The organism is Ralstonia edaphi (assembly GCF_958350185.1).
Taxonomy (GTDB): domain Bacteria; phylum Pseudomonadota; class Gammaproteobacteria; order Burkholderiales; family Burkholderiaceae; genus Ralstonia; species Ralstonia edaphi.
The window spans coordinates 878,802-904,327 of record NZ_CATWHI010000002.1 but is presented as its reverse complement, the minus strand read 5'-3'; the positions used below and the strand labels follow the sequence as shown (position 1 = coordinate 904,327).

The window sequence follows — 25,526 nt, the reverse complement described above, 5'->3', positions numbered from 1 at the left end:
GCGCTTATTTCGGCTGCATGCGGATGGCGCCATCCAGGCGGATGGTCTCGCCATTGAGCATCGGGTTCTCGACGATCGCGCGCGCGAGCTGCGCATATTCCGCCGGCTTACCGAGGCGCGGGGGAAACGGCACCATCTTGCCCAGCGCGTCCTGCACTTCCGCCGGCATGCCAAGCAGCATCGGCGTCTCGAAAATGCCCGGTGCAATCGTCATCACGCGGATGCCGTCGCGCGACAGGTCTCGCGCAATCGCCAGCGTCATCGCCACCACGCCGCCCTTGGATGCCGCGTAAGCCGCTTGGCCAATCTGCCCGTCAAAGGCGGCCACCGATGCCGTGTTGATGATCACGCCACGCTCGCCGCCGGCATTGGGTGTGTTGCCCGCCATGGCCGTCGCGGCCAGGCGGATCATGTTGAACGTGCCGATCAGGTTGATGTTGATCACGCGTGCAAATTGATCCAGCGGGTGCGGCCCCGTCTTGCCGACCGTGCGCGACGCTGTCGCGATGCCCGCGCAGTTCACCAGCCCGCGCAGCGTGCCCAGCGACGTGGCGGCGTCCACCACCGCCTGGCCGTCGGCTTCCGACGTGACGTCGCAGCGCACGAAGCGGCCGCCCAGTTCCTGCGCCAGCGCGGTGCCGGCGGCCTCGTTCAGGTCTGCAATCACCACCTTGCCGCCAGCTTCGGCCAACGTCCGTGCCGTGCCTGCGCCCAGTCCCGACGCGCCGCCGGTGACGATGAATACCTGATCGCGAATCTCCATGCCGTGTCTCCTTGTGTGTGGTTTGCGAGTTACTTGACGTTTACGTTCGCGTCAAGTTCAGCGTCGTATGGTAGCGCGAAGCGGTCGGCGATCGGGCAAAAAAAAAGGCGCCTCATGATCGAGGCGCCTTTTTTCGTCGCGGGTATTGCGTGGTGCGCTCAGTCCTGCAGCGCGCCGAACACGCGGGTCGTGATTTCATCGACGTTGCCCACGCCGCTGATCTTGCGGTACTTCGGCGGCGCCACCTTGGCGGCGCCGTTGCCGTTGGCGGCCCACTGCGAGTAGTAGTCCACCAGCGGACGCGTCTGGTTCTCATACACGTCCAGGCGCTTGCGCACGGTCTCTTCCTTGTCGTCGTCGCGCTGGATCAGCGGTTCGCCGGTTTCGTCGTCCACGCCTTCGGTCTTGGGCGGGTTGTACTTGACGTGGTACGTGCGGCCCGACGCCACGTGCACGCGGCGGCCGCTCATGCGCTCGATGATGGCGTCGAATGGCACGTCGATTTCCAGCACGTAGTCGATCGCCACAGCGGCGTCTTTCATGGCTTCCGCTTGCGGAATGGTGCGCGGGAAACCGTCGAACAGGTAGCCGTTCTTGCAGTCGGGTTGTTGCAGGCGGTCTTTCACGAGGCCGATGATGATGTCATCCGACACCAGGCCGCCGGCATCCATGACCTTCTTTGCCTCGATACCCAGCGGAGTGCCGGCCTTGACGGCCGCGCGCAGCATGTCGCCGGTGGAGATCTGCGGAATGCCGAACTTTTCGCAGATGAATTTGGCTTGCGTACCTTTGCCGGCGCCGGGCGCGCCCAACAGAATCAACCGCATGGTGACGAGTTCCTCAAGTTTTCGAATCCTGTCGCGCTGTCAAGCTGTGTGAAGCGCGTTGGGAATCGGTCCAAGAGGGCGGATTCCCAATACGCCTGGTGATCAAGCCATGGCGACGCAATCGACGCGAACAGGCAGCCTAGCGGGCGAAGTTGACGCCAGCCTTACCGGACTCTGGGGAATCAGGCGTCCGCCGGACGGCGGCACCCATGGCTCGATTTGTCTCCCTGTCGCCGCTGTGGCGCCTGCGTGGGCGCCGTCATGCGGCTTGTCGTCCTCGCGATTATGCCATGGCGAGGACGGGGTTTTGGCAGCCTCGCACGCAAAGTTCAGAGAAATCGCGGGCTCAGGGGCCATCCTGGGCCAGAAGTTCAGCCCAGGCGGCGCGCACCCGTGCGAGGTCTTCGGGGGTGTCGACACCGGCGGCGGGGGCGTCATCGGTGGTCAGCACGGCAATGCGTTCACCGTGCCACATGGCGCGCAGTTGCTCCAACTGCTCCGTCTGCTCGATGGGGGCGGCGGCCAATTGCGGGAAGCGGCGCAGGAATCCGGCGCGGTACGCGTAGATGCCGATATGGCGCAGCACGGGCATGGCCGGCAACGGGCGCTCCACAACGGAGCGCGCCATGACGGCGGGCGTCCAGGTGTCGCGCGCCCAGGGCAGCGGCGCGCGCGAGAACAACAGTGCCCGTTCGGCGGCGTCGAGCACGACCTTGACGACGTTCGGGTTGAACACGTCGGCCGGGTCGTGGATCGGGTGGGCAGCGGTGGCGATGGCGCAGTCGGGATGGTCGCGCAGGTGCGCGGCCACGTTGTCGATCAGCGTCGGTGCGATCAGCGGCTCGTCGCCTTGCACGTTGACGACAATGGCGTCATCGGGCAGGCCCAGCACGGTGGCCACTTCGGCCAGGCGGTCGGTGCCCGAGGCGTGGTCGGCGCGCGTCAGCACGGCTTCCACGTGATGCTGCATGCAGGCATCGGCGACGGACGCTGCATCGGTGGCGACCACCACGCGCGCGGCGGATGACTGATGCGCGCGTTCAGCCACGCGCACCACCATCGGCTTGCCGTCGATGTCGGCCAGCGGTTTGTTGGGCAGCCGCGTGGACGCCAGCCGCGCGGGAATGACAGCGATGAATGGCGCGTGCGACATGACGGCGACCTTCGTATCAGGCCGGATCGACCGGCGTGCCTTCCACGGTCTGGCGCGCTTCGTCAGCCAGCATGACGGGGATGCCGTCGCGGATCGGGTAGGCCAGCTTGTCGACGTGGCAGATCAGTTCGTTGTTGGCGCGGTCGTGTTGCAGCGTGCCCTTGCACAACGGGCAGACGAGGATTTCCAGCAGGCGATTGTCCATGGCGGTAGAGGCTCCGTGGCGGCCGCGCTCAAGGCGGAGGGCGGCGCGCCGGTACAGCGGAAGGGTGGCGTTATTGTGCGCTTGCCTTGAGCGTTGCGCGATCGGCCAGGGCGCGCACGCGCTGGCAGACCTGTTCGACCAGCGCCGCGTCGACCACCGGTGTGGTCGGCACCACCCAGATGCGCGGGTCGTCGAGATGGCCGCATTTTACGGCATCCTTTTCGGTGATCAGGATGACCTCGGCGTGGCTGTCGGTGAACGGGTTGTCAGCGAAATCGTAGTGATCGGGCAGCGGCAGGGTGCTCGGCTTGAGGCCGGCGGCGCGCAGCGAAGCGAAGAAGCGCTCGGGGTTGCCGATGCCGGCCGCGGCCAGCAATTGTGCGCCTTCAATGCGGGCGAACTGGGCCAGCGGGCGGCGCAGCGCGGGGTCGGCCAGGTTGTAGGCGTCCTGCAGCTCGAGGTGCATGCCGAACACGTCCGGGCGGTCCGGTGTGGCGCGGTAGTTCGGATCGTTGATGAGCGTGGCGTCTCGGCGGCGCGTCATCGGTTCGCGCAGCGGGCCGGCGGGCAGCAGGAAGCCGTTGCCGCCCATGCGCGTGTCGAACACGATGATTTCGATATCGCGGCGCAGGCGGTAGTGCTGCAGGCCGTCGTCGCAGACGATCACGTTGCAGCCCGGGTGCGAGGCCAGCAGCGTCTGCGCGCACAGCACGCGGTCGGGGAAGACCCACACCGGCAGGTCGGTGGCGCGGGCGATCAGCAGCGGTTCATCGCCCACGTCTTCTGCGCGAGAGTGTTCTCGCACAGGGCGAGGATGCTTCAGTTGCGCACCGTAGCCGCGCGAGACGATGCCCGGGCGCAGGCCGGCTTCAGCCAGCGCCGAGGCCAGCGCAATCACGGCGGGCGTCTTGCCGGCGCCGCCTACGGTGACATTGCCGATCACCACCACCGGCATCGGCAGCCGCACCGAGCGCAGCACGCCAAGGCGGAACAGCAGCCGGCGCAGCGCGCTGATCCCACCAAACAGCCACGACAGCGGCCACATCACCCACGCAAACCAGCCGCGTTGCTGCCATTGGCGGGTGACGAAGCTGGCGAGACGGTGCTGGGCGACGGGCATGCGTGATGGTGGTTGAGAAGCGATCTCTTAGCGGGCGTTGCCGGTTTGCGTGGCGAAGGTCAGGTGCGAAAGACCGGCCACTCGCGCGGCTTCCATGACATTGACCACTGCCTGGTGCGCGGCTTGCGCATCGGCGTTGACGATGACGATGGGCTCGGGGCCGCCGGCCTTGCCTGCGGCATTGCGGAGCGCATCGGCCAGGCTGGTGACATCGCGCGTGTCGAGCACCTGCTTGTCGACAGAGTAGACGCCGTTGGCGGTGACGGACACGACGATTTGGCCCGGACGCTCGGTGGCTTTCTCAGCCTCGGCGGTGGGCAGGTTGACCTTCAGTTCGGTGTAGCGGGAATACGTGGTCGTGATCATCAGGAAGATGAGGATCACGAGCAGCACGTCGATCAGCGGGATCAGGTTGATCTCCGGCTCTTCGCGGGCACGGCGCGGGCGGAAGCGCATGGCTGTTTCCAGTAAGGCGTGGCCCGGATCAGCCGCGCCGCGGCGGCAGGATCGCGTCGAGGTACGTGGTGGACAGATGCTCCAGCTCGACCACGTAGTTATCCACCACGCCACGGAAGTAGCGCCAGAAGATCAGCGTCGGGATGGCCACCACGAGGCCCAGCGCCGTGTTGTACAGCGCGACCGAGATGCCGTGCGCCAGCGCCTGCGGGTTCGTGCCCGCGGCGGTCTGGCTGCCGAAGATCTCGATCATGCCGACGACCGTGCCGAACAGGCCCATCAGCGGCGCCACCGAGGCAATCGTGCCAAGCGCGTTCAGGTAGCGCTCCAGGCGGTGGGCAACGTTCTGGCCGGCTTCTTCCACCACTTCCTTGGCGGCATCGCGCGTGGTGTTCGGATGCAGCACCACGTGGCGCAGCGCGGCAGCCAGCAGGCGGCCCAGCGGCGAGCCCTGTTCCAGCGTGTTCACCACTTCCGGTGTGGCGCGGCGCTGATGCGCGACGGCCAGCGCCTCGTCATAGACCTTGGGCGGAATGATCTTCTTGCGTTGCAGGGCGACGAAGCGTTCGATGATGAGCGCGAGTGCGAGCACCGAGGCGATCAACAGCGGCCAGATCGGCCAGCCGGCGGCTTGAATGATGGAAAACACTGGACAACCCGTTTTGTCGTTGTGGAAGGAGTGTGATTCTGATGGTGTGCTCGTGCCGTCCGCGTCCCCGAACGCTGTCCGTTGCGGCAAAAACAGGCAGCACTCTAGCGCGTCGGACCTGCCTCGGCAACACGATGGCGCAGCATCGCGACATGCGCGGGCGACGGTCAACGCGCTGTCACGAAAGAGACTGGCCGCGCAATCCACAGCCACGCGGGACAGTCTTGTGGATGGGTTGTGGACATTGCCCGAACAAGCAAACTAAGTGCTTGATGCGAAAGGGTGTTCGGGGTCTTGCTTAAAAAATATGCAACCGGCGTTTTCGCGGGCCATCCATGAAAAAGCGCGCGCTGGCCCGGCAAAACGGCGGGTAATCCACACCGCTGCGGGACAGTCTTGTGGACGGGTTGTGGACATTGCCTCAACAAGCACACTAAGTGCTTGATCTGAAAGGAAGTCTGACGGCCTGCTTAAAAATGAAGCAACCGAGGGTTCTGGCCTCGATCTGGTGGAAAACGAGGGTGCGCCTCGAAAAACCGTGAGGAAATCCACACCGACACGGGACAGTCTTGTGGACGGGTTGTGGACATTGCCCGGACAAGCACCTTAAGTGACTGATTCAAAACGGTGTTCGGTGTTGCGCTTAAAAATTGAGCAGTGAAGTTTCCCGCGAAAAACTGTGGACGCGCATCTCGGACGTGTGAGAATCGACGGCCGATTTATCCACTGCCCAGGCGTCACACCACGGTTTTCCAGCGATGCTGTGGATAACTTTGTGAACATCCTTGGGGCGCTCGCGCTAAATGCTTGACGCAGAACGAAATTACTTGCGCTGCTGAAATTTTGACATGGGCCGATTTTTCATAAGAATCAAGGAGTTGCGCCAAAATGCAGAGAGCGCGTCACCTGACCTCTGTCAAGCTTGACAAGCACGTTATGCTGTGGACAGGTAGCCCACTTGCCATGCGTTGTCTCCCCTATTCAAGGTAGAAGTCGACCCGAAGCCTCATTGTTTTGCGCTGCTCGCACCACTTATGACCCCGCCGCCGTCTTCCCGCCGCCCGTTCTGGATGGATGCCTCCGCACCCACGCCCGCCCCCTCCTCGGAGATGCCGGCCGCACCTGCTGCCGCGTCTGCACCGACCCGTGGCGGACAGGAAGTGCTCACCGTCAGCGACGTCAATCGCCGCATTGCGGGGCTGCTCGAACGCAACTTTCCGCTGGGCTGGGTGCGCGGCGAGATTTCCAACTTCACGCGCGCAGCGAGCGGCCATTGGTATTTTTCGCTCAAGGACACAGGCGCGCAGATTCGCTGCGTGATGTTCAAGGGTCGCAACCAGTACGCCGATTTCACCCCGCGCGAAGGCGAGGCCGTCGAGGTGCGCGCGCTGGTCACGCTGTACGAAGCGCGCGGCGAGCTGCAATTGAGCGTCGAAGCCATCCGCCGCGCCGGTCTGGGCAATCTGTACGAGGCCTTCCTGCGGCTGAAGGCCGCGCTGGAAGCGCAAGGGCTGTTCGATGCCGACCGCAAGCGGCCGCTGCCACGGCATCCGCGCGCGATTGGCGTGGTGACGTCGCTGCAGGCGGCGGCCTTGCGCGACGTGCTGACCACGCTGCGCCGGCGTGCGCCGCATGTGCCGGTGGTGGTGTATCCCGTGCCGGTGCAGGGTGCCGGGGCGTCGGAGCGCATCGCCGCCATGCTGGAACGGGTCAATGCCCGGGCAGAGGTCGACGTGGTCATCCTGTGCCGGGGCGGCGGCAGCATTGAAGACCTCTGGGCCTTCAACGAAGAGCCGGTGGCGCGCGCGGTGGCCGCATCGGAAATTCCCATCGTGGCCGGTGTCGGTCACGAGACGGATGTGACGATCGTCGACTTTGTGGCCGACGTGCGCGCGCCCACGCCCACCGCAGCGGCCGAACTGGTCAGCCCGGACCGTGCGCGCATGCTGCGCGATGTGGGGCGTGACTGGGATGCGCTGTCTGCCCAGTTCCGCCGGCAGCTCGATCGCCGCGCGCAGACCGTCGATTGGCTCGCGCGCCGCCTGCGCAGCCCGCAGGCGCAGATGCGCGAACGCCGCACGCAACTCGCCCATCTGGAGGGCCGCCTGCGCTTTGCCCTGACCGGCCGCATGCAGCGTGCGGAACATCTCCAGCGTCTGCTGACGATGCGCCTGTCCGCGGCGCGCCCCGACGCCACGCGAGAGCGCACGCGCCTCCAGCAAGCCGAAGCGACGCTGGCACGCGTCATGCGAGACACGCTGTCTCGCGCCCAGGAACGCCTGGCGCGTCAGCACGCCGGTCTGGAACTGCTGGCGCCGCAGCGCACGCTGGAGCGCGGCTATGCGGTGTTGCTCGATGCCAAGGGCCACGCCATCCGCGATCCGAACGCATTGCATGCCCGGGCGCGCATCGAGGCGCGGCTGGCGCAAGGCACGGCCGACATCGAAATCGCCCGCGTGCAACCGAAGCTCGAACTGTGACCAGCGCATGACCTGATCGCGGCAATGATCGCGATTCCGCACGCGTTTAGCGGGTATTCCGACTATTTAGCCTGCGGTTTGCGCCGGTTTTGCAAGTCTCCTACAATCGTCGCTCCCAACCTGTACAACCCACAGAAGGCAAGAACAATGGAACACACGCTCCCCCCGCTGCCGTACGCCCAAGACGCTCTGGCGCCGCACATCTCCAAGGAAACGCTGGAGTTCCACTACGGCAAGCACCACCAGACCTACGTCACGAACCTGAACAACCTGATCAAGGGCACGGAGTTCGAGAACCTGAGCCTTGAAGACATCGTCAAGAAGTCCTCGGGCGGTGTGTTCAACAACGCCGCACAGGTCTGGAACCACACGTTCTACTGGAACGGCCTGAAGCCGCAAGGCGGCGGCGCTCCGACCGGCGCGCTGGCTGACGCCATCAACGCCAAGTGGGGCAGCTTCGACAAGTTCAAGGAAGAGTTCACCAAGACGGCCATCGGCACGTTCGGTTCGGGCTGGGCCTGGCTGGTGAAGAAGGCCGACGGCTCGCTGGATCTGGTGTCGACCTCCAACGCCGCCACGCCGCTGACGACCGACGCCAAGCCGCTGCTGACCTGCGATGTATGGGAACACGCTTACTACATCGACTACCGCAACGCCCGTCCGAAGTACGTCGAGGCGTTCTGGAACCTGGTCAACTGGGACTTCGTTGCCAAGAACTTCGCCTAAGGCGACTCGCTCCGGCGATTCAGAAAAAACCTCCGCACCAGCGGAGGTTTTTTTATGCGCGCACGCTGCCCAGCATGTCGTGCAGCTCGTGGCTCATCATCGCCAGAAAGACCACCAGGCCGATGTAGTAGACGGTGTAGGTCAGGCGAGATTCGTTCGAGATGCTGTAGTACGCACGGTTTTCCGGCGCATCCGGGTCGTAGCGCCACGCCTTCATCAACTGCGGCACGGCCAGCACCGCAATCAGAATCAGGATCGGGCTCGGCCGCCAGACGAACAGCGCCACCAGCACCGGCACGCCAAGAAACCAGATGCGCGGCGACAGCACCGCCGTAATCCGTCCGCCGTCAAACGGTGACAGCGGGATCAGGTTGAACAGGTTGAGGAAGCAGCCGGCGTAGGCCAGCGCCAGCAGCAACTGGCTGTCGGTGTAGCGCGCGAGCCCGTAGCAGAGCATCGCGCCGACCGTGCCGGCGACGGGGCCGGCCAGGCCGATATGGGCCTCGGTTTCCACATCCATCGGCTGCTCTTTCAGGTCGATCCACGCGCCCACGAACGGGATGAAGGTCGGCGCGCCCACCGCCAACCCGCGTTGGCGTGCCGCCATGAAATGGCCCATCTCGTGGATGAACAGCAGCACTACGAAACCCACCGCATAGCGCCAGCCGAACACGAAGGCATAGGCGGCCACCGACAGCAGCATCGTGCCGCCGGTGGTCAACAGCTTGCCGAACTTCAGCCCTGAAAACAGCAGGATCAGCAGCTTGGCCACGACTTATGCGCTCGGCTTGCGCTTGAAGAACTTGGCGAGGGCCGCGCCAAAGCCTGCCACCGCCAGGATCGCCACCTTGGCGAACTTCGCCAGGAACGCGGCGATCACCGCAAACAGGCCCAGCTTCTTGGCGGCGATGCCACCGACCAGCGCGGCCAGGCCGTACTCGGCGACCTTGTCGGTCTTGGCGTTGAAATCGGTGTAGCGCTTGCCGTCTTTGAAATCGAGATCGGCGAGCAGCTTTTGCACGGCGGGTTTGTCGGCGTCGACGCGGTTGCGGCCGGTGATCAGGTTCAGGCTGATGTAGCCGTCGCGGCCCAGGGCGTAGGTGTTGTAGTTGACCGCGCCGGGGTCATCTGCCGGCTGGCCCTTGGAGCGTGCAGCCATCGACCAGATCAGGCGGTGCGTGGCGGCGTCGTAATGCGGACGCTCGACCCAGCCCTGGATTTCCAGTGCGGGGATGCCGCGCTTCTCGCGCTCTTCGTTGGCAGCAGCGGTGCCTTCCTTGAGCGATTTGTATAGATCGTCGACGTTCCAGTCGCGGGCGTCGTCGTCCTTGATGTAGCCCGAGGCCTCGTACTTGGCGACGACCATCCATTCGTCGTCGTCGCTGGTGGGCATGACCAGGCCGAGCATGTCGGGGTTGTTGCTGTTGCCCATGGCGTGCATGAGCTGCCCCGCGGCCGGCTGTGGAATAAAGACCTCGTCCTTGCCGATCTTGAGCGTGGCCTGGTCTCGTAATTCGATCGACGTGGGGCCGACCTTCGCAGCGGCCTTGGCAGCGGCCCAGGCCTGCTTCATTTCCTGTTGCGGATCGCTGGCCTGTTGCGCGTGGGCTGCCGTAGCGCCCGTCAAGCTCGTTGCGCCCAGCACTGCTGCGCAGGCGAGTGTGCCCGCGCAGGCGCGCAACGCGCCCTGAAACCCCTTTCCCATTGCTTCTCCCGAAGATGTTCTTGTGTGTTGATTGGCTCGATTTTTCTGACGCTTGGGCAGCCGCATCAGCGGTCTGCAAGCTGGGCCGAAGCATAGCGGGAGCGGGCAGCAGGGCTGTTAATGGGCGTTAATGAAGCCGTGAGGATTACGGTTGAAGGCCCATCTGCCGCAGCAATGTCTGGTTGTCTTCCAGGTGCCAGTTTTCGGCGATCTTGCCGTCGGCGATGCGGTACAGGTCGAAGGCCTGGAAGTCGATCGGCTGGTTCTGCCCGTGCGTGCGGCCGAATTCGCCAGTGAAGTGTCCGCGAAAGCGCAGGTGAACCGAGACGCGGTCGCCGGCGACGACCATGTCTTCGATCTCCACGCGCATGTCAGGCACGGCCGTGTGAAACGCCTTGGACGCATCGAGCGGGCCTTGCGTGCCCTGCACGCGTCCGGCGGGCAGTGTGCGGTCGACAAACGCGGGCGACAGCGCTTCCGTGGCATAGCGGGCATCGCCGGTATGCCAGAAGGTGGCGTAGCGGCGCGCAGCGAGCACGGCGGCTGCGGCCTGCGGCGTGTCCGCTGCGGCGACGTGGTCTGGGCGGATGAGGTCTGCATCGGACGTTGGCGCAGCTGCAGCCGGGGCGATGGCGAGCGCCATCGGCAGGGTGAGCGCGGCGGCGGCAAGCAGGGCGGGGCGGATGAACATGGTGAAACTCCGTTGGGGTGGCAATGCGCTGCACTGTAGATTTCCAATCGCAGACGATAAAGGGCCTGTGAGTCGATCTGGTTTCAATCCGGATTTGATGATCGATCGCCACGCCGGTCGTCCGCGCGAACGCAATCCGGCGCACGTGATAGTCGGTATCGCGCGCCCAGCTGCGTTCAAATGGTCCGCGCCGCGCCAGGTTTTTCTAGACTGGCCTCTCATCGAACAGACACATAAAAACAAGGGAGGGGACGGTGGATCTGAGCCATATCCTGTCGCGCACGGAGCGCGGCACGCAGGAGCTGCAGACGCGCAGCGGGCACGTCACGCATCGGCAGCGGGCGATCCTGCTGCTGGTCAATGGCGAGCGCTGCGCGGCGGACATCCTGGCGCAGTTGAGCAGCGCCGGCCCCGATATCGAAGACCGCGCCGAAGACCTCGCGCGCCTGATTGCCGACGGCCATGTCGCAAGCCGCGCGCCCATCAAGACCGCGCCCAAGCCGCCCAAGCCGGTGCAGGCTGCGCCGTTTGCGCCGCGCCACGTGCGGCAGGCCTCGATTGCCGACTGGCGCCTGAGCCAGGCCGGCGCCTTCTCCGCGTTGCAGCGCTATCTCGCCGAAGGTCCGGAAGCGCCCATCGACTTTCTCAATGGCCTGGCCGCACCGCTGTACGCCGCGCTGACGACCTGCCGCAGCGAGGCATCCGCCCACGCCGTCGTCGCGTTTCTGGAAGCGCGACTGGACGAAGGCGCCGGAAATGTGACCGATGCGTCCTAGGTGTAAATACCGAATTCGCGATGGTTTCCCGTTCAATGGGAATGTTGCGTTGATAAATTGAGAAAATCGTCGCATTCTCCGTTGCAACATCACTTGACGGAGTTTCGCGATGACCGAGCCGGGGGTGGCCCCTTCGCCAGCACAATCCGCTGCCGCCACGAGCGGATCGGACCGCGTGCTGATGGTGCTCGCCACCATCGCGCGCCACGGTCGCCCGGTCGCGGCGCGTGAGCTGGTCGAACTGACCGGCCTGCCGCAGAGCACGCTGTACCGCCAGGTGGCGATGCTCAAGCGCTGGGGCTTTGTGCTGGAATCGGCCGGCACCTATGCCCCGGGGCCGATCAGCCTGCAGCTCGCACTCGGTTTCGACCACGCCTCGCATCTCGTGCAGGAAGCGCGCATCGGCATGGCCAAGCTGGTGGCGGAGTCGGGCGAATCGGTGGGGCTGGTCGTGGCCGTGAAGGACCAGGCCGTCTGCCTGGAGATGGTCGAGAGCCAGCAGTCGCTGCGCTGCTCGTTCGAGAAAGGGCGCGGCGTGCCGCTGCTGGCCGGCGCCTCCGCCAAGTCGTTGCTCGCCTTCATGCCGCCCGCTGCGGCGCGCGCCATCCTCGCCGATCTGCTGGCCATCGATGCCGACACCCAGGCGCAACTGCAAGCTGAACTCTCCGACATTCGCGCCGCGGGCTATGCGCTGTCCGAAGGCGAGGTCGACCCCGGCGTCTGGGGCGTGAGCGTGCCGGTGTTCCGGCTGCCCGGCCACGCGCTCGGCTCCATCACGTTGATGGCGCCTGCAACGCGCGTGCGGGGCAAGGAGCAGCGCTTGATCGACATGACTGTTGCAGCGGCTGCCTCCATTTCTGCGCGGCTGCAGGATCTCTGAATTTTCGATTTTTCCGATTCTTTTTTTCTCACCCCACATGCATCACACAAGGAGACCACTCATGGGGAATCGTCGTCGTTTCATGCATTCGATGCTGGCTTGTGCCGTGGCGTTTTCCGCTGCGGCGTCTTTCGCAACCGCCGCGCACGCTGCTGGGGAGCCGCTGCGCGTTGCTATCGACGCCACCTTCGCGCCGATGGAGTTTGTCGAAAACGGCAAGCGCACCGGCTTTGATGTGGACCTGATCGAAGCGCTGGCCCGCACCATGGGCCGTCCGGTCGAATGGACGGACATCGATTTCAAGGGCCTCGTGCCGGGCCTGATCTCGCGCCGCTTCGACGTGGCCATCTCGGGCATCTACATTACGGAAGAGCGCAAGAAGGTGGTCGACTTCACCGTGCCGTACTACCACGGCGGCTTGGTCGCGATGGTCAAGCAAGGCAACACGGCCATCAAGACGCCGGCGGATCTGAACGGCAAGAAGGTCAGCGTGCAGGTCGGTACCAAGTCGGTCAACTACCTGAAGGAAAACTATCCGAAGGTCGAGCGCGTGGAAGTCGAAAAGAACGAGCAGATGTTCAACCTCGTCGAGATCGGCCGCGCCGATGCCGCCGTCACGGGCCGCCCCGCTGCCGCGTACTACGTGAAGGCGCGTCCGGGCCTGCGCCTGGTCGAGCCCGCGCTGACCACAGAGGAATACGGCATCGCCGTGCGCCGCGATCAGCCTGAATTGACCAAGGCGCTGAACGCCGCGCTGGAGAAGATCAAGGCCGACGGCACGTACGACCAGATCGTCAAGAAGTGGTTTGGCGCCGCTGCCAAGTAACGACCGACGGACACACTGATGGAACTGGATTTCTCTCCTGTCTGGGCCGGTTGGACGGACATCCTGCGCGGTGCGCTCGTCACGGTTGAGGTGACGGCCGCCGCGCTGGTGCTCGGCTGCGTGCTCGGCTTGCTGATCGGCATCGGGCGGTTGAACCCGCGCCGCCGATTCATCTACGGCATCTGCACGGTGTACGTAACGTTCATCCGTGGCACGCCGCTGCTGGTGCAGCTTTTTCTGCTGTTCTTCGGGCTGCCGCAGTTCGACATCCTGCTGCCGGCGTTTGTGTGCGGCGTGCTGGGGCTCGGTGTGTATTCGGGCGCGTATGTGTCGGAAATCGTGCGCGGCGCGATCCAGTCGGTGGATCGCGGGCAGATGGAGGCGGCACGCTCGATCGGCATGTCGTCGGCGCAGTCGATGCGCGCGATCATCCTGCCGCAGGCTGTGGTGCGGATGATTCCGCCGCTGGGCAACGAGTTCATCGCGCTGATCAAGAACTCGGCGCTGGTGTCGCTGCTGACGATTCACGACCTGATGCACGAAGGGCAGAAGATCATCAGCGTGTCGTATCGCTCGCTGGAGGTGTATCTGGCGATTGCGCTGGTGTACCTGGTGCTGACCAGTGCCGCCAGCTATCTGCTGCACCGCCTTGAACGCAACATCCGTGCGGGAGGCATGGTGCAATGAACATGACGAATGCGAACCTGCAAACACTCAAGTCCGCGCTGGATGTGCCCATGATCCAGATTCGCGGGCTCACCAAATCGTATGGCGACCACACCGTGCTCAAGGGCATCGACTTTGATGTCGACGCCTCGCAGGTGGTGGTCGTCATCGGCCCCAGCGGGTCGGGCAAGAGCACGTTCCTGCGCTGCTGCAACGGGCTCGAAACCGCCGAAGGCGGCACCATCGACATCTGCGGCAAGCGCCTGATCGACAACGGCAAGCTGCTGCCCGACGGCGAGTTGAATCAGCTGCGGCAACAGGTCGGCATGGTGTTCCAGTCGTTCAACCTGTTTCCGCATCTTTCGGTACTGCACAACGTCACGGTCGGCCCGCGCATGCTGAGTGGCAAGTCGAAGCACGAAGCGGAAACAGAAGCGCGCGAGCTGCTGCAGAAAGTGGGCCTGGCGCACAAGGCCGACGCGATGCCAGCAAGCCTCTCGGGCGGACAGAAGCAGCGCGTGGCGATTGCGCGCGCGCTGGCGATGCGGCCCAAGGTGATGCTGTTCGACGAGCCGACCTCCGCGCTTGATCCGGAACTCGTCGGCGAAGTGCTGCAAGTGATGAAGCTGCTCGCCAAGGAAGGCATGACGATGCTGGTCGTCACGCACGAGATGGGTTTCGCGCGCGAAGTGGCCGACGTGGTGGTGGTGATGGACGGCGGCGGCATCGTCGAAGCCGGGCCGCCGTCGGTCATCTTTGGCGAGCCCAAGGAAGCGCGCACGCGTTCGTTCCTGCAAGCCGTGCTGACACGCGCATGACGATGACTGAAGCTGCAACGTTCGATGCATCCATCTGGCAGGGGCGTGACGACACCGGCGAACGCGGTGACGTGACACGCCTGTTCCAGGTCGTGCAATCGGCTGATGCGACGACATTGTCCGGCGCGCCTGCGCTGCTGGGTTTTGCGTGCGATGCGGGCGTGGTGCGCAATCACGGCCGTGCCGGTGCGGCGCAGGGGCCGCGCGAAATCCGCCGTGCGTTGGCCAACGTGCCCGCGCACGGCCTGTCGGTGCTTGCCGACGCGGGCGATGTCACGTGTGACGATGGCGATCTGGAACGCGCGCAAGCTGCGCTTGGCAATAGCGTGTGCGTGCTGCTGGATGCCGGTGCGCGGCCGGTCGTGCTCGGCGGCGGCCACGAGGTTGCTTTCGGCACGTACCAGGGCCTGCGTCAGCATTGGCAGAAGCAAGGCTGGCGCGGGCGTCTTGCGGTCGTCAATTTCGATGCGCATTTCGACCTGCGCACGAGCCGCCCCGGCAACTCCGGCACGCCGTTCGACCAGATCGCCGAAGACTGCGCCGCGCACGGTATCGACCTGACGTATTGCTGCCTCGGTGTCAGCCGCCTGTCGAACACACCCGCGCTGTTCGACCGCGCCGACGCACTGCACGCGCACTACGTTGAAGACACCGACGTGCAGGAGCGGCACCTCGATGCGCGCATGGCCGATCTCGATGCATGGCTGGCTGATGCCGATCATGTCTACCTGACCATCGACATGGATGTGCTGGCCGCCGCCGTGGCGCCTGGCGTGTCCGCGCCTGCGGCCTACGGCATCACGCTGCCGGTGCTCGAAGCGCTGGTGCAGCGTGTCTGCTCAACGGGCAAGGTGCGCGTGGCGGACATCGCCGAAACCAACCCCGAATACGACCAGGACCGCCGCACCGTGCGCGTGGCGGCACGTCTGGCGTATCACCTGTTGCGCCGTTCATGAAACTGATTCCTGCAGATGCAATGCGCCGCATGCCGTGGAAGAACGGTGGCGGTGTCACGACCGAAATCGCCATCGCGCCGGCGGGCGCCACGCTCGACAATTTCGACTGGCGCGTCAGCACCGCGCAGGTGGATGCGGCTGGGCCGTTCTCGCGCTTTGCCGGTATTGACCGCTCATTGGCGGTGATTGCGGGCGGCCGGCTGACGATGCATCGCGCCGACGCCGAAGCCGTGACGCTCGCGCCCGGCGAAGCGCCTGCGCGCTTTCCCGGTGAGGCCGAGGTGCATGCCACGCTGGATGCGCCGCTGTCGGATTTCAACGTGATGACGCGGCGCGACGCCTGGGCGCATCACGCCGAGGCCATCGCTCTGGCGGCCGGCGAGCGTCGTTCATTGCCGCGCCTGCATCAGGGCATGCAGTGGCTGGTGTATTGCGTGCACGGCGTATTGTCGATCGGCGTTGACGATATCCCGCAGGGCGCCGCGGCATGGCTCGATGCAGAGGGCGATGCGGATACGCTTGTCGCGCGTGTCGGTTCGGTCGGTTACCTCGTGGGCTTGTGGCCGGTCGCCTGACCTTGCGCCACATCAAACGCGTCAAAAGAAAAGGGACCCCGTAGGGTCCCTTGCAAGTCTCCCGGCCAGGCACGCATGCCAGGCTCGGCAGAAGACTCTTACTTCTTCTTGTTCACGGCGTCCTTGAAGCCCTTGCCAGCCGTGAACTTCACGGTCTTGGTTGCCGGGATCTTGATGGCTTCGCCCGTGCGCGGGTTGCGGCCGGTGCGTGCAGCACGCTTGCCCGACGAGAACGAACCGAAGCCAACCAGCGTGATGGTGCCGCCCTTGGCGACGGTCTTCTTGATGTTTTCCAGCGCGGAGTTCAGCGCGCGCTCGGCGGCGGCGTTGCTCAGTTCAGCGTCTTTCGCAATGGCGGCTACGAGTTCGGATTTGGTCGTCATGTCAGTTCCCCACTTCAGGTTTGTTGGACAGCGTTGTACTGCGACCCGTTTTATATCACCGTTGCGAAGGGTTGCACATCCCCTAACTGCAAGGGTTTGCGGGCCGTTGCTTGCAGCCGACACTTGCCCCGCCTGGGTTTGCGGGCGGCTATCCGGGAAACACCTGATATCGACGGGGTTTGTTTGCATTTCCGCCAGCGTTGCCCGCTCCGGAAACGCACCGAAAGCGCGCAGCCAGCACTGCAGAAAGCCGGCTCGGCGGACGCCGTACACTGTGCTTCCGAGCCCGTGAAAACTTCATGGAGAACATCATGTCGAGTTCGCAAATGCCTGTCAGACAAGGCTTCGCGGCCCACGGCGAAGCGCCGGAGCAACCGCGCGGGCCGTCCGTTCTGGTGGCCGGCGCCAACGGGCTGGTGGGCCGTGCGGTGGTGCGTCGGCTCGTCGCGCAGCCTTGGGCTCGCAGCGTGACGGCCCTTGTGCGTCGGCGCGGGGCCTTGACAGCAGGGCAGGCGATGCCCGGTCGATTGCGCGAATGCGTGGTGGATTTCGATCGCCTCGATGCGCCGGAAACGCAGTCGGCGTTTGCCGTCGATATCGTCATCTGCGCGCTCGGCACGACCATACGGCAGGCCGGTTCCCAGGCGGCATTCCGGCGCGTTGATGTCGAGTATCCGGTGGAATTGGCGCGGCGCGCGTTTGCCGCTGGCGCGCATCATTTTCTGCTGGTGAGCGCGTTGGGCGCCGATGCGCGCTCGCGCGTCTTCTACAACCGCTGCAAGGGCGAGGTGGAGGCAGAAATCCTGTCGATCGGCTTTCCGTCGGTGACGGTGGTGCGGCCTTCGCTGCTGCTCGGCACGCGCGCAGAATTCCGGCCCGGTGAACGCGTTGCGCAAGGCCTGTCGCGCGCAATCGGATGGATGGTGCCCAGGACGTGGCGGCCGGTGTCGGCGGAATCGGTGGCGGCTGCACTCGTCACGGCAGCGCGGTTGGATGCGCCGGGTGTTCGGGTTTTGGAAAACGCTGCGTTGCTGGCAGCAGAAGACGAACGGCCGGTGGGGTAGTCCACCGGCCGTGTCGTCTGCGTCTATTTCACGCAATTACTTTTCGATCGGCTTGCCCGTGCGGTCGTGCATCAGCGACAGCGCAAACACGCTGATGATGGCAGCGGCCATCACGTAGTACGACGGTGCCAGCTTGCTGCCGGAACTCGCAATCAACCACGTCACGATCAGCGGGGCAAAGCCGCCGAAGATCGTGACCGCCAGGTTGTACGAGATCGACAGGCCGGTGGAGCGCACCGCCGTCGGGAACTGCTCGGCAAGCACGGCGGGGGCCGGGCCCGTGAACGCCGCCAGCAACACACCCAGGATCACCTGCACCTGCAGCAGCGTCTGCACCGTCGGGTGGACGTTGAGCCAGTGGAAGAGCGGATACGCCGCCGCTGCGATGACGAGCGCCACCGTGCCGAGCATGCGTTTGCGGCCGATGCGATCGGATAGCGTGCCCATGAGCGGGCACAGCACGAAGATGATCGCGCCGCACAGCGCCGTCGACTGGAACGTCGCGCCCAGCGGCAGGCCGAGCTGTTGCTTCGCATACGTCGGCATGTAGAACACCAGCGTGTAGGTGCAGACCGTCCAGAGAATCGTCACGCCCAGGCCGCCGAGCACTTCGCGCGGATGATCGCGCAGCACTTGCGACAGCGGTGCCAGGCGCGACTCCTTCGCGGCCTTTTCCTTCTGCGCTTCGAACGCGGGCGGCTCGTGCAGATGCGAGCGGATGTACATGCCGACCGGCCCGATCAACAGGCCGAACAGGAACGGAATGCGCCAGCCCCATGCATCGATCTGCTCGGGCGACAGGCCATTCGTGACGATCGCGCCCATGGCGGCACCCAGGATGAACGAGATGCCCTGGCTCGCCTGCTGCCAGCTCGCAAAATAGCCGCGCCTTTCGTCTGGTGAATACTCGATCAGGAACGCCGTGGCGCCCCCGACTTCACCGCCGGCCGAGAAGCCCTGGATGAGTCGTGCGATCACGATGAGAATGGGCGCGCCGATACCGATTTGCGCGTACGTCGGCGCGAGGCCGATGATGGCCGTGCCGATCGCCATCAGCATGATGGTGAGCGTGAGCGCAGCCTTGCGGCCCACGCGGTCGGCGTAGATGCCGAGCACGACGGCACCGACCGGCCGCATGAAGAACCCCACGCCAAACGTGGCGACCGTCAGCATGAACGAGGTGAAGTCATTGCCGGTGGGGAAGAACAGCTTGGCGATGATGACGGCGAAAAAGCTGTAGACCGTGAAGTCGAACCATTCGAGGCCGTTGCCGATGGTGGCGGCGATGATGGCCTTGCGTCGGGTGGCCGCAGAGATGGCCGGTGCCGGTGCCCGATCGCCGTGGGTGGGCGCTGCCGTGGCTTGCATGGATGTGTCCTCCAGTGTTTTGTGGGCATCGCCTGCCTCGATCTCTCCCCAGCGCGGGCGGCGAAGCGGTCATGGTAAGTGATCCGGCAAGGATTTGCTGCGGCGCGGTATACGAAGTCCTTGGAATTGAGTCAGCCAAACACGGTCGAAGGCATATTCGAACGCATATGCAATGCATCCAACGGAGCACATCATGGGCCGCGCATCGCAACCTGGCCGCCGTGCCGCCATCCTGCCGGGCGCGCTCGCCGCGACTGCGCTCTTCTTGCTGGGCGGCTGCGTGGTCGCACCGTATTACGACGCCTACGGCAACCCCATCGCCCCGACAGCCGTGGCGGCTGCGCCAGTGGCAACGTATCCGTCGTATCCATACGATCCCTATTACTACTATGGGCCGGCCTATTACCCAGCACCGGTTTACCCGGCGCCCGTGTTCGGCAGCGTGTGGATCGGCGGCGGCGGGTGCTGGGGCTGCCATCGCGGCTGGGGTGGCCGGGGGTGGGGCGGGCGCGGCTGGGGACATGGCGGAGGCTGGGGGCACCGTCATTGAATCGTCATCGTCGACGTGACGAAGACGCCCATCCGGCGCCGATGAACGCCAGTTCCGCCGGCAGTTCAATACGCGTGATTGCGTAACGGAATCTGTTGCATCGCGACATACAATCCTTCGCTCTTAAAAGAAAAGCATGCGAGGAGATTGTCGATGTCCGTCATCATCGTGCTGGCTGCGCTGGCATTTCTGATGTTCGCCGCGTATCGCGGCTACAGCGTCATCCTGTTTGCACCACTGGCCGCCCTCGGCGCGGTGCTGCTGACCGATCCATCGGCCGTGGCGCCGGTGTTCTCCGGCATCTTCATGGAGAAGATGGTCGGCTTCGTCAAACTGTATTTCCCGGTGTTCCTGCTCGGTGCCGTGTTCGGCAAGGTGATCGAGCTGTCGGGCTTTTCGCGCTCCATCGTCGCGTCGGTCATCCGCGTGGTGGGAGCCAAGCGGGCGATGCTTTCCATCGTGCTGGTGTGCGCGCTGCTGACGTACGGCGGCGTGTCGCTCTTCGTGGTGGTGTTTGCGGTGTACCCGTTTGCGGCGGAGATGTTCCGCCAGGGCAATATCCCGAAGCGCCTCATCCCGGGCACCATCGCGCTGGGCGCGTTTTCGTTCACGATGGATTCGCTGCCGGGCACGCCGCAGATCCAGAACATCATCCCGACCACGTTCTTCCACACCACGTCGTGGGCGGCGCCGTGGCTGGGTACCATCGGCGCGCTGTTCATCATCGTGGTGGGCATGGCGTACCTGGAATGGCGCCGCCGCGTCGCGCTGCGCAATGGCCACGGTTATGACCACGGCCTCACCAAGCTAGTGAACGAGCCCGAGACGGCCGAGACCGGTGCGCTGGCGCATCCGCTCGTCGCGCTGTCGCCCCTGGTGCTCGTGGGCGTGATGAACCTGCTGTTCACGCGCTGGATTCCGACGTGGTACGGCAAGGTCGTGACCGTTGCGTTGCCGGGCCTGCCCAAGCCGCTCACCGTTGAAGCCGACAAGCTGACCGCGATCTGGGCCGTGGAGGCCGCGCTGTTGATCGGCATCATCGTGGTGCTTGTGTTTGGCTTCCGCGCTGTGAAGGACCGTTTTGCCGAAGGCAGCAAGGCGGCGGTGTCTGGCGCGCTGCTGGGCGCGATGAACACCGCGTCGGAATACGGTTTCGGTGGCGTGATTGCCGCGCTGCCGGGCTTCCTGGTGCTGGCCGATGGCCTGCGTGCGATTCCGAATCCGCTCGTCAATGAAGCCGTGACGGTCAGCACGCTGGCAGGCATCACCGGTTCCGCCTCGGGCGGCATGAGCATTGCGCTGGCGGCAATGGCCGATCAGTTCGTGCAGGCCGCGCAGGCGACGGGCATTCCGATGGAGGTGCTGCACCGCGTAGCGGCGATGGCCTCGGGCGGCATGGACACGCTGCCGCACAACGGCGCCGTGATCACGCTGCTGGCCGTGACGGGCCTCACGCACCGCGAGGCGTATCGCGATGTGTTCTGCGTGACGATCATCAAGACGCTGGCGGTGTTCTTCGTGATTGCCGTGTTCTACGCCACCGGCATCGTTTGACGCAGACGCTGCCGCAATGAAAAAGCCGACGCGCAAACGTCGGCTTTTTTCATGGGCGGATACGGTTATTGCATGCTGCCCGCCGCGTCGGAGCGGCGCTCGCGGCAGACGCGCTGGGCTTCACCCACCAGCGAATCGCACTGGTTCGCGCGGCGCGACCAGAAGGCGCGGTCTGACGACGACTCCGCCGTCGCCGTGCCTTTCCCCTTGCCGTGGCGGTGCGTGACGTGCTTGTCGACCCACTTGTCGGTCTTCACATGCGCGCGGTGGACTTTCTGCTTGAGCGTGCCGGGCGTGGCTTCTGGTTGCGCACCGGTGGCGTTGTTGTGATAGCCGGGGTTGGCAGCGGCGTCGGCGTTGCGCTGAACCTGGGTGCGCGGGCCCTCCATGGGGCTGTCGACGCCCGTCACTGCGCTGTGATCCTTCTGCTGGGCCTGCGCGGGCGCCGCGCCGATCCACGCACAGGCGGCCACGGCGATCGCTGCGGCCAGACTCGACATCTTGCGTGCTTGCATGCTCGTTCTCCTTGTTGTGAAACAGGGTCGACTTCATGGCACGCATGCCGCGTGCCACGAGGTGCATCCCGAACGTCACAATAGGAAAGGGTCAACCCGGCAGACAGTAGGCGCAGACTGAACCGCCTGTCGGACAAACGCTGTCAAGCCGCCCTTGGATGCCGCATTCAGGCGCGCATGAACAGCCACACCGTCAGGATGATCCCGACGATGACGACGAAGCCGCGCAGCACTTTTTCCGGCAGCCGGTGCAGCAGCCATGCGCCGGCAAATCCGCCTGCGATGCCGCCAATGCCCAACGCCACCACGGCCGCCCAGTTCACCTGCGGCGAGAACGCAAACACTGCCACGGCCGATGCATTCATCGTCATGGCGAGCACGTTCTTGGTCGCGCCCGCCATGCGCACCTGCTGGCCGGCCACCGTCAGCGCGGCGAGCATCAGGAAGCCGATGCCGCCACCGAAGTAGCCGCCGTAAATCGCAATCGCAAATTGGATGGTCGCCAGCGTGGCGGTCGACATGCCCGATGCCGCATGCAGCGGTTTGCGGCGGAAGCTGCCCCACGCAAACACGCTCGTCGCAAACAGCACGAGATACGGCACCAGCTTGGCGAAGAACGACGGCGGTGTCGCCAGCAGCAACAGCGCGCCGAGCACACCGCCCACCAGACTGATGACGATGAGTTGCTTGAGCGAGAGGTGGCGCTCGCCGGCATCGACGCCGCCGGCCAGTTTGCGCCCGGCAATCGACGAGGTGATCTGGCTGGGGAACAGCGCGATCGTCGAGGTTATGTTGGCCCCTAGCGGGTTGAGCCCCGCCAGCAGCAAGGCCGGAAACGTGATGAACGATCCGCCGCCCGCGAGGGCATTCTGGGCGCCGGCATAAACGCCGGCCGCCGCGACGAGCAGGGCGGTGGAAAACGGGAGCGTGGTCATAGGCGAGGCGTGCTGCGCGGCTGGAATGACCGCGATGTTAATGGAACTGGAACGCCCGCGCGCGTGCTCGCTAGTGCTGTGCGTTGCTGCTGCCGTGTCGGCGCAGCCACCATTCGGCCACCTCGAACGCGGCCTGTACCAGCAGCGCCAGCACCGCTGCGGGGATGGCGCCTGCAAGCAGCGTTGCGCTGTCGTTGAGCGCGAGCCCCGTGGCGATGCGCTCGCCATAGCCGCCGGCGCCGATGAACGCGGCGATGGTCGCCGTGCCCACGCTGATGACCGCCGCGGTTTTGACGCCGGCCAGGATGACCGGCAGCGCCAGCGGCAGATCGACCACGCGCGTGCGTTGCGACGGCGTGAAGCCCAGCGCTAACGCCGCATCGCGCAGGCCGTCGGGCACCTGCTCCAATCCGACGATCGTGTTGCGCACGATCGGCAGCAGCGCATAGACCGCCAGCGCAATCAGCGCCGGCACCACGCCAATCGACCCGACAATGGGGATGAGCATCGCCAGCAGCGCCAGCGACGGAATCGTCTGCAGCACGCCCACCACCGCAAGAATCGGCTGCTTGATCCGGCGACGCGCGGCCATCAGGCCCAGCGGCACGCCGAGCAGCACGGCAACGCCGGTGGAAATACCGACCAGCATGAGATGCCGCTGCGTGAGCCGTCCCAAGCCGTCCGTCAGCCGAGCGAAGAACGCACGCGCCGGGGTGGCAGCCGGCACATCGCCATGCCCCGCGAGAAATTGCCGCGCTGCTTGCGAGAACGACTGGCCTTCGAGTTCGACCGCCGCATTCATCGCCACCATGTCGTCGCGCTGGATGCGTCCGGCGAGTGTGTTGATCGCCTGCCATTGCGCCGGATGCCGCTGCGCAACGTCGGCGCGGTACAGCAGCACGGCGTCGTAGCGCGGGAAGACGTGCGCCGGGTCGTCGAGCACACGCAGATGTTCGCGGCGGATCTTCGCGTCAGTGGAGTAGATGTCGATCACGTCGACCTGATTGGCGCGCAGCGCATCGTAGGCAACGCCGTGGTCGAGGCCTGTCGGGTGCTGCGGCAATTTGTATTGCCGAGCAATCGCTGGCCAACCATCGGCGCGACCGAGAAATTCGTGCGACAGGCCAAGCCGCAGCGTCGGATGCGTGGCAAGGTCGGCCAGCGTGCGGATGTGTTCGCGCTCGGCATCGGCGTCGCGCATGGCCAGCGCGTAGGTGTCTTCAAAGCCGAGCGGCACGCCGGCCGCCAGGCCCATCGGCGCGAGGCCGCGGTTGACGTCGGCCAGCAGCGCGGCTTGATCGGGATTGGCTGCCTGGTCGGCGGGCAAGTGCAGGATCTCAGCGGCGATGGTGCCGAGGTAATCCGGGTAGACGTCGATGCTGCCGTTCTTGAGTGCGGCGAAGACGATGGCGGTGTTGCCCAGGCCCGGCACGTGCTCGGCGGGGCCGCGCGGGCTTGCCGTCTGCGTGAGGATTTCGCCCAGCACGTAGGACTCGGTGAAGCGTTTGGAGCCGATCCGAAGAGGGGAATCGGCGAGGGCCGAAGTGCTGCACGCCAGCCAGCCCAGCGCAAGCCATGCCAGCCAGCGCCACAGAAAAGGGCTACGGATCAGTCGCCGTGTATCCAAAGTTCGTTGAGGTCGGTCAGGCCCCAGTCGCGGGGTTCTTCTCGCGAGACGATCTGGTCGCCGGTGTGCGCCAGGTCGATGAGTTCGGGCGCAATCCGCGTGCCCGACGATATCGAGAAGAATACCTTGACCGTGGGCGTGAGCAATGCGCCCGGCGCATGCTGCATGACCACCGCCAGCCGGCCCGAGCGCAGCCGCACCAGCGAGCCCACCGGATAGATGCCCACGCTTTTGACGAAGGCGTTGAACACCATCGGGTCGAAATGGTTGCCGCGCCATTCGACCATGCGCTGCACCGCGTAGGCGGCTTCCCACGCTTTTTTGTATGGACGGTCGGACGTGACGGCGTCGTACACGTCGCAGATGGCGCCCATGCGCGCAAACAGCGAGATGCCTTCGCCGGCAAGCTTGTGCGGATAGCCGGTGCCGTCCATGCGCTCGTGGTGGTGCAGGCAGACGTCGAGGGCGATGTCGCGCATGCTGCTGTCGCCGGCCAGGATGTCGTGCCCTGCCTGTGGGTGGACGATCACGTGGCGGAATTCAGCGTCGGTCAGCGCCCCGGGCTTGTTCAACACTTCGGGCGGAATCGCGATCTTGCCGATGTCATGCAGCAGCCCGGCCAGACCGGCGTCGCGCACTTCGTCATCGGACAGCCCCAGCTGTCGGCCCAGCGCCACCATGAGCGCGCACACGGCCACGGAATGCAGGAACGTATAGCGGTCTTTCGCTTTCAGTCGCACGAGGCTGGTCAGCGCGCTGGGGTGCCGGTCGACCGAGCCTGAAATGGCTTCCACCAGCGGCAGTGCGTCGCGCGCTTCGATCGTGCGGCCCATGCGCGCATCGGCAAACATGGCCTGCACGGCCACCTCGGCTTTGCAGATGAGGCGGGCGGCATGGCGCATCTCTTCCGCATGCGTGATGGGGCGGGGCGCGATGCCGGCGTCGGTTGCGCATGCGGGCGGCGAGGGAACTTCCGGGGCCGGAGGTGCCGCATTGGCGGCGGCCACGTCGGTGCCGCGCGTGGTGTCGATCCACACTTCTCGCACGCCGCTGGCGCGCAGGCGCTGCAGCTGGGCGGCATCCTCCACGCGAAAGCGGGCGCGCCAGAACGGATGGTCCAGCCACGAGCCGACAAATTCGTCGAGGTACATGCCCACCCGCAGGTGTTCGATAGCGATGCGCTTGCGCATGTTGATGTTCAGAGATCGGCCGTGGCGGGGCACGTTATGGTGCAACGGGTCCAGGGGAAGCTACCCGC

At 65.2% G+C, this 25,526-nt stretch carries 28 protein-coding genes; 12 read left to right on the top strand and 16 right to left on the bottom strand.

All coding sequences use genetic code 11. From position 1 onward, the window contains the following. Positions 1 to 4: 4 nt before the first annotated feature. The 7 genes from R2669_RS09395 to R2669_RS09365 form a co-directional block, all read right to left on the bottom strand. A complete protein-coding gene (locus R2669_RS09395; protein WP_147213380.1) occupies positions 5 to 763 on the bottom strand; it encodes a 3-hydroxyacyl-CoA dehydrogenase in 759 nt (252 codons plus the stop codon). Positions 764 to 921: 158 nt separating this feature from the next. Beyond that, a complete protein-coding gene (gene adk / locus R2669_RS09390; RefSeq protein ID WP_316899778.1) occupies positions 922 to 1,590 on the bottom strand; it encodes an adenylate kinase in 669 nt (222 codons plus the stop codon). A 346-nt stretch (positions 1,591 to 1,936) separates the two neighbouring features. After that, positions 1,937 to 2,743, bottom strand: a complete 807-nt coding sequence (kdsB, locus tag R2669_RS09385; protein WP_316889916.1) for a 3-deoxy-manno-octulosonate cytidylyltransferase — start codon at positions 2,741 to 2,743, stop codon at positions 1,937 to 1,939. Positions 2,744 to 2,759: 16 nt separating this feature from the next. Beyond that, positions 2,760 to 2,948: a Trm112 family protein gene (locus R2669_RS09380; RefSeq protein ID WP_004631803.1), complete on the bottom strand. Its 189-nt coding sequence runs from the start codon at positions 2,946 to 2,948 to the stop codon at positions 2,760 to 2,762. Between the two features lie 70 nt (positions 2,949 to 3,018). Further along, positions 3,019 to 4,068, bottom strand: coding sequence for a tetraacyldisaccharide 4'-kinase (lpxK, locus tag R2669_RS09375; protein ID WP_147213377.1), 1,050 nt, complete (start codon positions 4,066 to 4,068; stop codon positions 3,019 to 3,021). Between the two features lie 27 nt (positions 4,069 to 4,095). Further along, complete coding sequence (locus R2669_RS09370) at positions 4,096 to 4,524, bottom strand: ExbD/TolR family protein (protein ID WP_004631807.1); 429 nt, start codon at positions 4,522 to 4,524, stop codon at positions 4,096 to 4,098. Between the two features lie 28 nt (positions 4,525 to 4,552). Then, on the bottom strand, positions 4,553 to 5,173 hold the full coding sequence (locus R2669_RS09365; protein ID WP_045202714.1) for a MotA/TolQ/ExbB proton channel family protein: 621 nt from the start codon (positions 5,171 to 5,173) through the stop codon (positions 4,553 to 4,555). A gap of 1,070 nt (positions 5,174 to 6,243) precedes the next feature. Here R2669_RS09365 and xseA point away from each other — a divergent pair. Both xseA and sodB read left to right on the top strand, forming a co-directional pair. After that, complete coding sequence (gene xseA, locus R2669_RS09360) at positions 6,244 to 7,653, top strand: exodeoxyribonuclease VII large subunit (protein WP_316899983.1); 1,410 nt, start codon at positions 6,244 to 6,246, stop codon at positions 7,651 to 7,653. A gap of 147 nt (positions 7,654 to 7,800) precedes the next feature. After that, on the top strand, positions 7,801 to 8,379 hold the full coding sequence (sodB, locus tag R2669_RS09355; RefSeq protein ID WP_009241368.1) for a superoxide dismutase [Fe]: 579 nt from the start codon (positions 7,801 to 7,803) through the stop codon (positions 8,377 to 8,379). 52 nt (positions 8,380 to 8,431) lie between these two features. Here sodB and R2669_RS09350 read toward each other — a convergent pair whose 3' ends face one another. The 3 genes from R2669_RS09350 to R2669_RS09340 form a co-directional block, all read right to left on the bottom strand. Then, entirely contained in the window at positions 8,432 to 9,151 is a 720-nt protein-coding gene (locus R2669_RS09350) for a site-2 protease family protein (protein ID WP_147213376.1), read from the bottom strand. Between the two features lie 3 nt (positions 9,152 to 9,154). Further along, positions 9,155 to 10,084 carry a DUF2167 domain-containing protein gene (locus tag R2669_RS09345; RefSeq protein WP_316899776.1) on the bottom strand — a complete coding sequence of 310 codons (930 nt, stop codon included), beginning with the start codon at positions 10,082 to 10,084 and terminating at the stop codon, positions 9,155 to 9,157. A gap of 145 nt (positions 10,085 to 10,229) precedes the next feature. Beyond that, positions 10,230 to 10,775, bottom strand: a complete 546-nt coding sequence (locus R2669_RS09340) for an ester cyclase (RefSeq protein WP_316899774.1) — start codon at positions 10,773 to 10,775, stop codon at positions 10,230 to 10,232. A gap of 254 nt (positions 10,776 to 11,029) precedes the next feature. On the opposite strand from R2669_RS09340, the gene R2669_RS09335 reads away from it, so the two are divergent. The 7 genes from R2669_RS09335 to R2669_RS09305 all read left to right on the top strand — a co-directional run bounded on the left by R2669_RS09335 (position 11,030) and on the right by R2669_RS09305 (position 16,272). Further along, positions 11,030 to 11,551 carry a hypothetical protein gene (locus tag R2669_RS09335; protein WP_316884307.1) on the top strand — a complete coding sequence of 174 codons (522 nt, stop codon included), beginning with the start codon at positions 11,030 to 11,032 and terminating at the stop codon, positions 11,549 to 11,551. 109 nt (positions 11,552 to 11,660) lie between these two features. Further along, complete coding sequence (locus R2669_RS09330; protein WP_316889914.1) at positions 11,661 to 12,431, top strand: IclR family transcriptional regulator; 771 nt, start codon at positions 11,661 to 11,663, stop codon at positions 12,429 to 12,431. 61 nt (positions 12,432 to 12,492) lie between these two features. Next, the gene (locus R2669_RS09325; protein WP_316899772.1) at positions 12,493 to 13,257 is read left to right on the top strand and encodes a glutamine ABC transporter substrate-binding protein; all 765 of its coding nucleotides are present in this window, start codon (positions 12,493 to 12,495) and stop codon (positions 13,255 to 13,257) included. Between the two features lie 18 nt (positions 13,258 to 13,275). Next, on the top strand, positions 13,276 to 13,944 hold the full coding sequence (locus R2669_RS09320; RefSeq protein ID WP_147213372.1) for an amino acid ABC transporter permease: 669 nt from the start codon (positions 13,276 to 13,278) through the stop codon (positions 13,942 to 13,944). Continuing rightward, positions 13,941 to 14,741: an amino acid ABC transporter ATP-binding protein gene (locus R2669_RS09315; RefSeq protein ID WP_102066690.1), complete on the top strand. Its 801-nt coding sequence runs from the start codon at positions 13,941 to 13,943 to the stop codon at positions 14,739 to 14,741. The genes R2669_RS09320 and R2669_RS09315 overlap by 4 nt, the downstream gene beginning before the upstream one ends. Next, a complete protein-coding gene (hutG, locus tag R2669_RS09310) occupies positions 14,738 to 15,697 on the top strand; it encodes a formimidoylglutamase (RefSeq protein WP_316889912.1) in 960 nt (319 codons plus the stop codon). The genes R2669_RS09315 and hutG overlap by 4 nt, the downstream gene beginning before the upstream one ends. Further along, on the top strand, positions 15,694 to 16,272 hold the full coding sequence (locus R2669_RS09305; RefSeq protein ID WP_316889911.1) for a HutD/Ves family protein: 579 nt from the start codon (positions 15,694 to 15,696) through the stop codon (positions 16,270 to 16,272). The genes hutG and R2669_RS09305 overlap by 4 nt, the downstream gene beginning before the upstream one ends. Before the next feature lie 98 nt (positions 16,273 to 16,370). Here the strand turns inward: R2669_RS09305 and R2669_RS09300 are convergent, their stop codons facing one another. Beyond that, positions 16,371 to 16,655: an HU family DNA-binding protein gene (locus R2669_RS09300; RefSeq protein WP_003272088.1), complete on the bottom strand. Its 285-nt coding sequence runs from the start codon at positions 16,653 to 16,655 to the stop codon at positions 16,371 to 16,373. A 311-nt stretch (positions 16,656 to 16,966) separates the two neighbouring features. On the opposite strand from R2669_RS09300, the gene R2669_RS09295 reads away from it, so the two are divergent. Next, positions 16,967 to 17,719: an oxidoreductase gene (locus tag R2669_RS09295; RefSeq protein ID WP_316899770.1), complete on the top strand. Its 753-nt coding sequence runs from the start codon at positions 16,967 to 16,969 to the stop codon at positions 17,717 to 17,719. Positions 17,720 to 17,755: 36 nt separating this feature from the next. On the opposite strand, the gene R2669_RS09290 is transcribed toward R2669_RS09295, so the two are convergent. Then, positions 17,756 to 19,087, bottom strand: a complete 1,332-nt coding sequence (locus R2669_RS09290) for an MFS transporter (protein WP_316889908.1) — start codon at positions 19,085 to 19,087, stop codon at positions 17,756 to 17,758. Positions 19,088 to 19,280: 193 nt separating this feature from the next. Between R2669_RS09290 and R2669_RS09285 the strand changes: the two genes are divergently transcribed. After that, positions 19,281 to 19,637 carry a hypothetical protein gene (locus tag R2669_RS09285; protein ID WP_316889907.1) on the top strand — a complete coding sequence of 119 codons (357 nt, stop codon included), beginning with the start codon at positions 19,281 to 19,283 and terminating at the stop codon, positions 19,635 to 19,637. A 153-nt stretch (positions 19,638 to 19,790) separates the two neighbouring features. Further along, positions 19,791 to 21,191: a GntP family permease gene (locus tag R2669_RS09280; protein WP_316899768.1), complete on the top strand. Its 1,401-nt coding sequence runs from the start codon at positions 19,791 to 19,793 to the stop codon at positions 21,189 to 21,191. Between the two features lie 65 nt (positions 21,192 to 21,256). Here the strand turns inward: R2669_RS09280 and R2669_RS09275 are convergent, their stop codons facing one another. The 4 genes from R2669_RS09275 to R2669_RS09260 all read right to left on the bottom strand — a co-directional run bounded on the left by R2669_RS09275 (position 21,257) and on the right by R2669_RS09260 (position 25,458). After that, positions 21,257 to 21,706: a hypothetical protein gene (locus R2669_RS09275; RefSeq protein ID WP_147213366.1), complete on the bottom strand. Its 450-nt coding sequence runs from the start codon at positions 21,704 to 21,706 to the stop codon at positions 21,257 to 21,259. Between the two features lie 167 nt (positions 21,707 to 21,873). Then, positions 21,874 to 22,641 carry a sulfite exporter TauE/SafE family protein gene (locus R2669_RS09270; protein WP_316899766.1) on the bottom strand — a complete coding sequence of 256 codons (768 nt, stop codon included), beginning with the start codon at positions 22,639 to 22,641 and terminating at the stop codon, positions 21,874 to 21,876. A 70-nt stretch (positions 22,642 to 22,711) separates the two neighbouring features. After that, complete coding sequence (locus R2669_RS09265; RefSeq protein WP_316899765.1) at positions 22,712 to 24,268, bottom strand: ABC transporter permease/substrate-binding protein; 1,557 nt, start codon at positions 24,266 to 24,268, stop codon at positions 22,712 to 22,714. Further along, positions 24,250 to 25,458, bottom strand: a complete 1,209-nt coding sequence (locus tag R2669_RS09260) for a cyclic di-GMP phosphodiesterase (protein ID WP_316889903.1) — start codon at positions 25,456 to 25,458, stop codon at positions 24,250 to 24,252. The genes R2669_RS09265 and R2669_RS09260 overlap by 19 nt, the downstream gene beginning before the upstream one ends. Positions 25,459 to 25,526: the final 68 nt, after the last annotated feature.

Coding starts and splice junctions, on each gene's coding strand:
- R2669_RS09285 (WP_316889907.1), top strand. CDS start 19,281: ATGGGCCGCGCATCGCAACCTGGCCGCCGTGCCGCCATCCTGCCGGGC.
- R2669_RS09330 (WP_316889914.1), top strand. CDS start 11,661: ATGACCGAGCCGGGGGTGGCCCCTTCGCCAGCACAATCCGCTGCCGCC.
- R2669_RS09345 (WP_316899776.1), bottom strand. CDS start 10,084: ATGGGAAAGGGGTTTCAGGGCGCGTTGCGCGCCTGCGCGGGCACACTC.
- R2669_RS09270 (WP_316899766.1), bottom strand. CDS start 22,641: ATGACCACGCTCCCGTTTTCCACCGCCCTGCTCGTCGCGGCGGCCGGC.
- R2669_RS09315 (WP_102066690.1), top strand. CDS start 13,941: ATGAACATGACGAATGCGAACCTGCAAACACTCAAGTCCGCGCTGGAT.
- xseA (WP_316899983.1), top strand. CDS start 6,244: ATGGATGCCTCCGCACCCACGCCCGCCCCCTCCTCGGAGATGCCGGCC.
- R2669_RS09280 (WP_316899768.1), top strand. CDS start 19,791: ATGTCCGTCATCATCGTGCTGGCTGCGCTGGCATTTCTGATGTTCGCC.
- R2669_RS09395 (WP_147213380.1), bottom strand. CDS start 763: ATGGAGATTCGCGATCAGGTATTCATCGTCACCGGCGGCGCGTCGGGA.
- R2669_RS09320 (WP_147213372.1), top strand. CDS start 13,276: ATGGAACTGGATTTCTCTCCTGTCTGGGCCGGTTGGACGGACATCCTG.
- R2669_RS09340 (WP_316899774.1), bottom strand. CDS start 10,775: ATGTTCATCCGCCCCGCCCTGCTTGCCGCCGCCGCGCTCACCCTGCCG.
- R2669_RS09275 (WP_147213366.1), bottom strand. CDS start 21,706: ATGCAAGCACGCAAGATGTCGAGTCTGGCCGCAGCGATCGCCGTGGCC.
- R2669_RS09260 (WP_316889903.1), bottom strand. CDS start 25,458: ATGCGCAAGCGCATCGCTATCGAACACCTGCGGGTGGGCATGTACCTC.
- R2669_RS09325 (WP_316899772.1), top strand. CDS start 12,493: ATGGGGAATCGTCGTCGTTTCATGCATTCGATGCTGGCTTGTGCCGTG.
- R2669_RS09370 (WP_004631807.1), bottom strand. CDS start 4,524: ATGCGCTTCCGCCCGCGCCGTGCCCGCGAAGAGCCGGAGATCAACCTG.
- R2669_RS09300 (WP_003272088.1), bottom strand. CDS start 16,655: ATGACGACCAAATCCGAACTCGTAGCCGCCATTGCGAAAGACGCTGAA.
- sodB (WP_009241368.1), top strand. CDS start 7,801: ATGGAACACACGCTCCCCCCGCTGCCGTACGCCCAAGACGCTCTGGCG.
- R2669_RS09305 (WP_316889911.1), top strand. CDS start 15,694: ATGAAACTGATTCCTGCAGATGCAATGCGCCGCATGCCGTGGAAGAAC.
- lpxK (WP_147213377.1), bottom strand. CDS start 4,068: ATGCCCGTCGCCCAGCACCGTCTCGCCAGCTTCGTCACCCGCCAATGG.
- R2669_RS09295 (WP_316899770.1), top strand. CDS start 16,967: ATGTCGAGTTCGCAAATGCCTGTCAGACAAGGCTTCGCGGCCCACGGC.
- hutG (WP_316889912.1), top strand. CDS start 14,738: ATGACGATGACTGAAGCTGCAACGTTCGATGCATCCATCTGGCAGGGG.
- R2669_RS09380 (WP_004631803.1), bottom strand. CDS start 2,948: ATGGACAATCGCCTGCTGGAAATCCTCGTCTGCCCGTTGTGCAAGGGC.
- kdsB (WP_316889916.1), bottom strand. CDS start 2,743: ATGTCGCACGCGCCATTCATCGCTGTCATTCCCGCGCGGCTGGCGTCC.
- R2669_RS09290 (WP_316889908.1), bottom strand. CDS start 19,087: ATGCAAGCCACGGCAGCGCCCACCCACGGCGATCGGGCACCGGCACCG.
- adk (WP_316899778.1), bottom strand. CDS start 1,590: ATGCGGTTGATTCTGTTGGGCGCGCCCGGCGCCGGCAAAGGTACGCAA.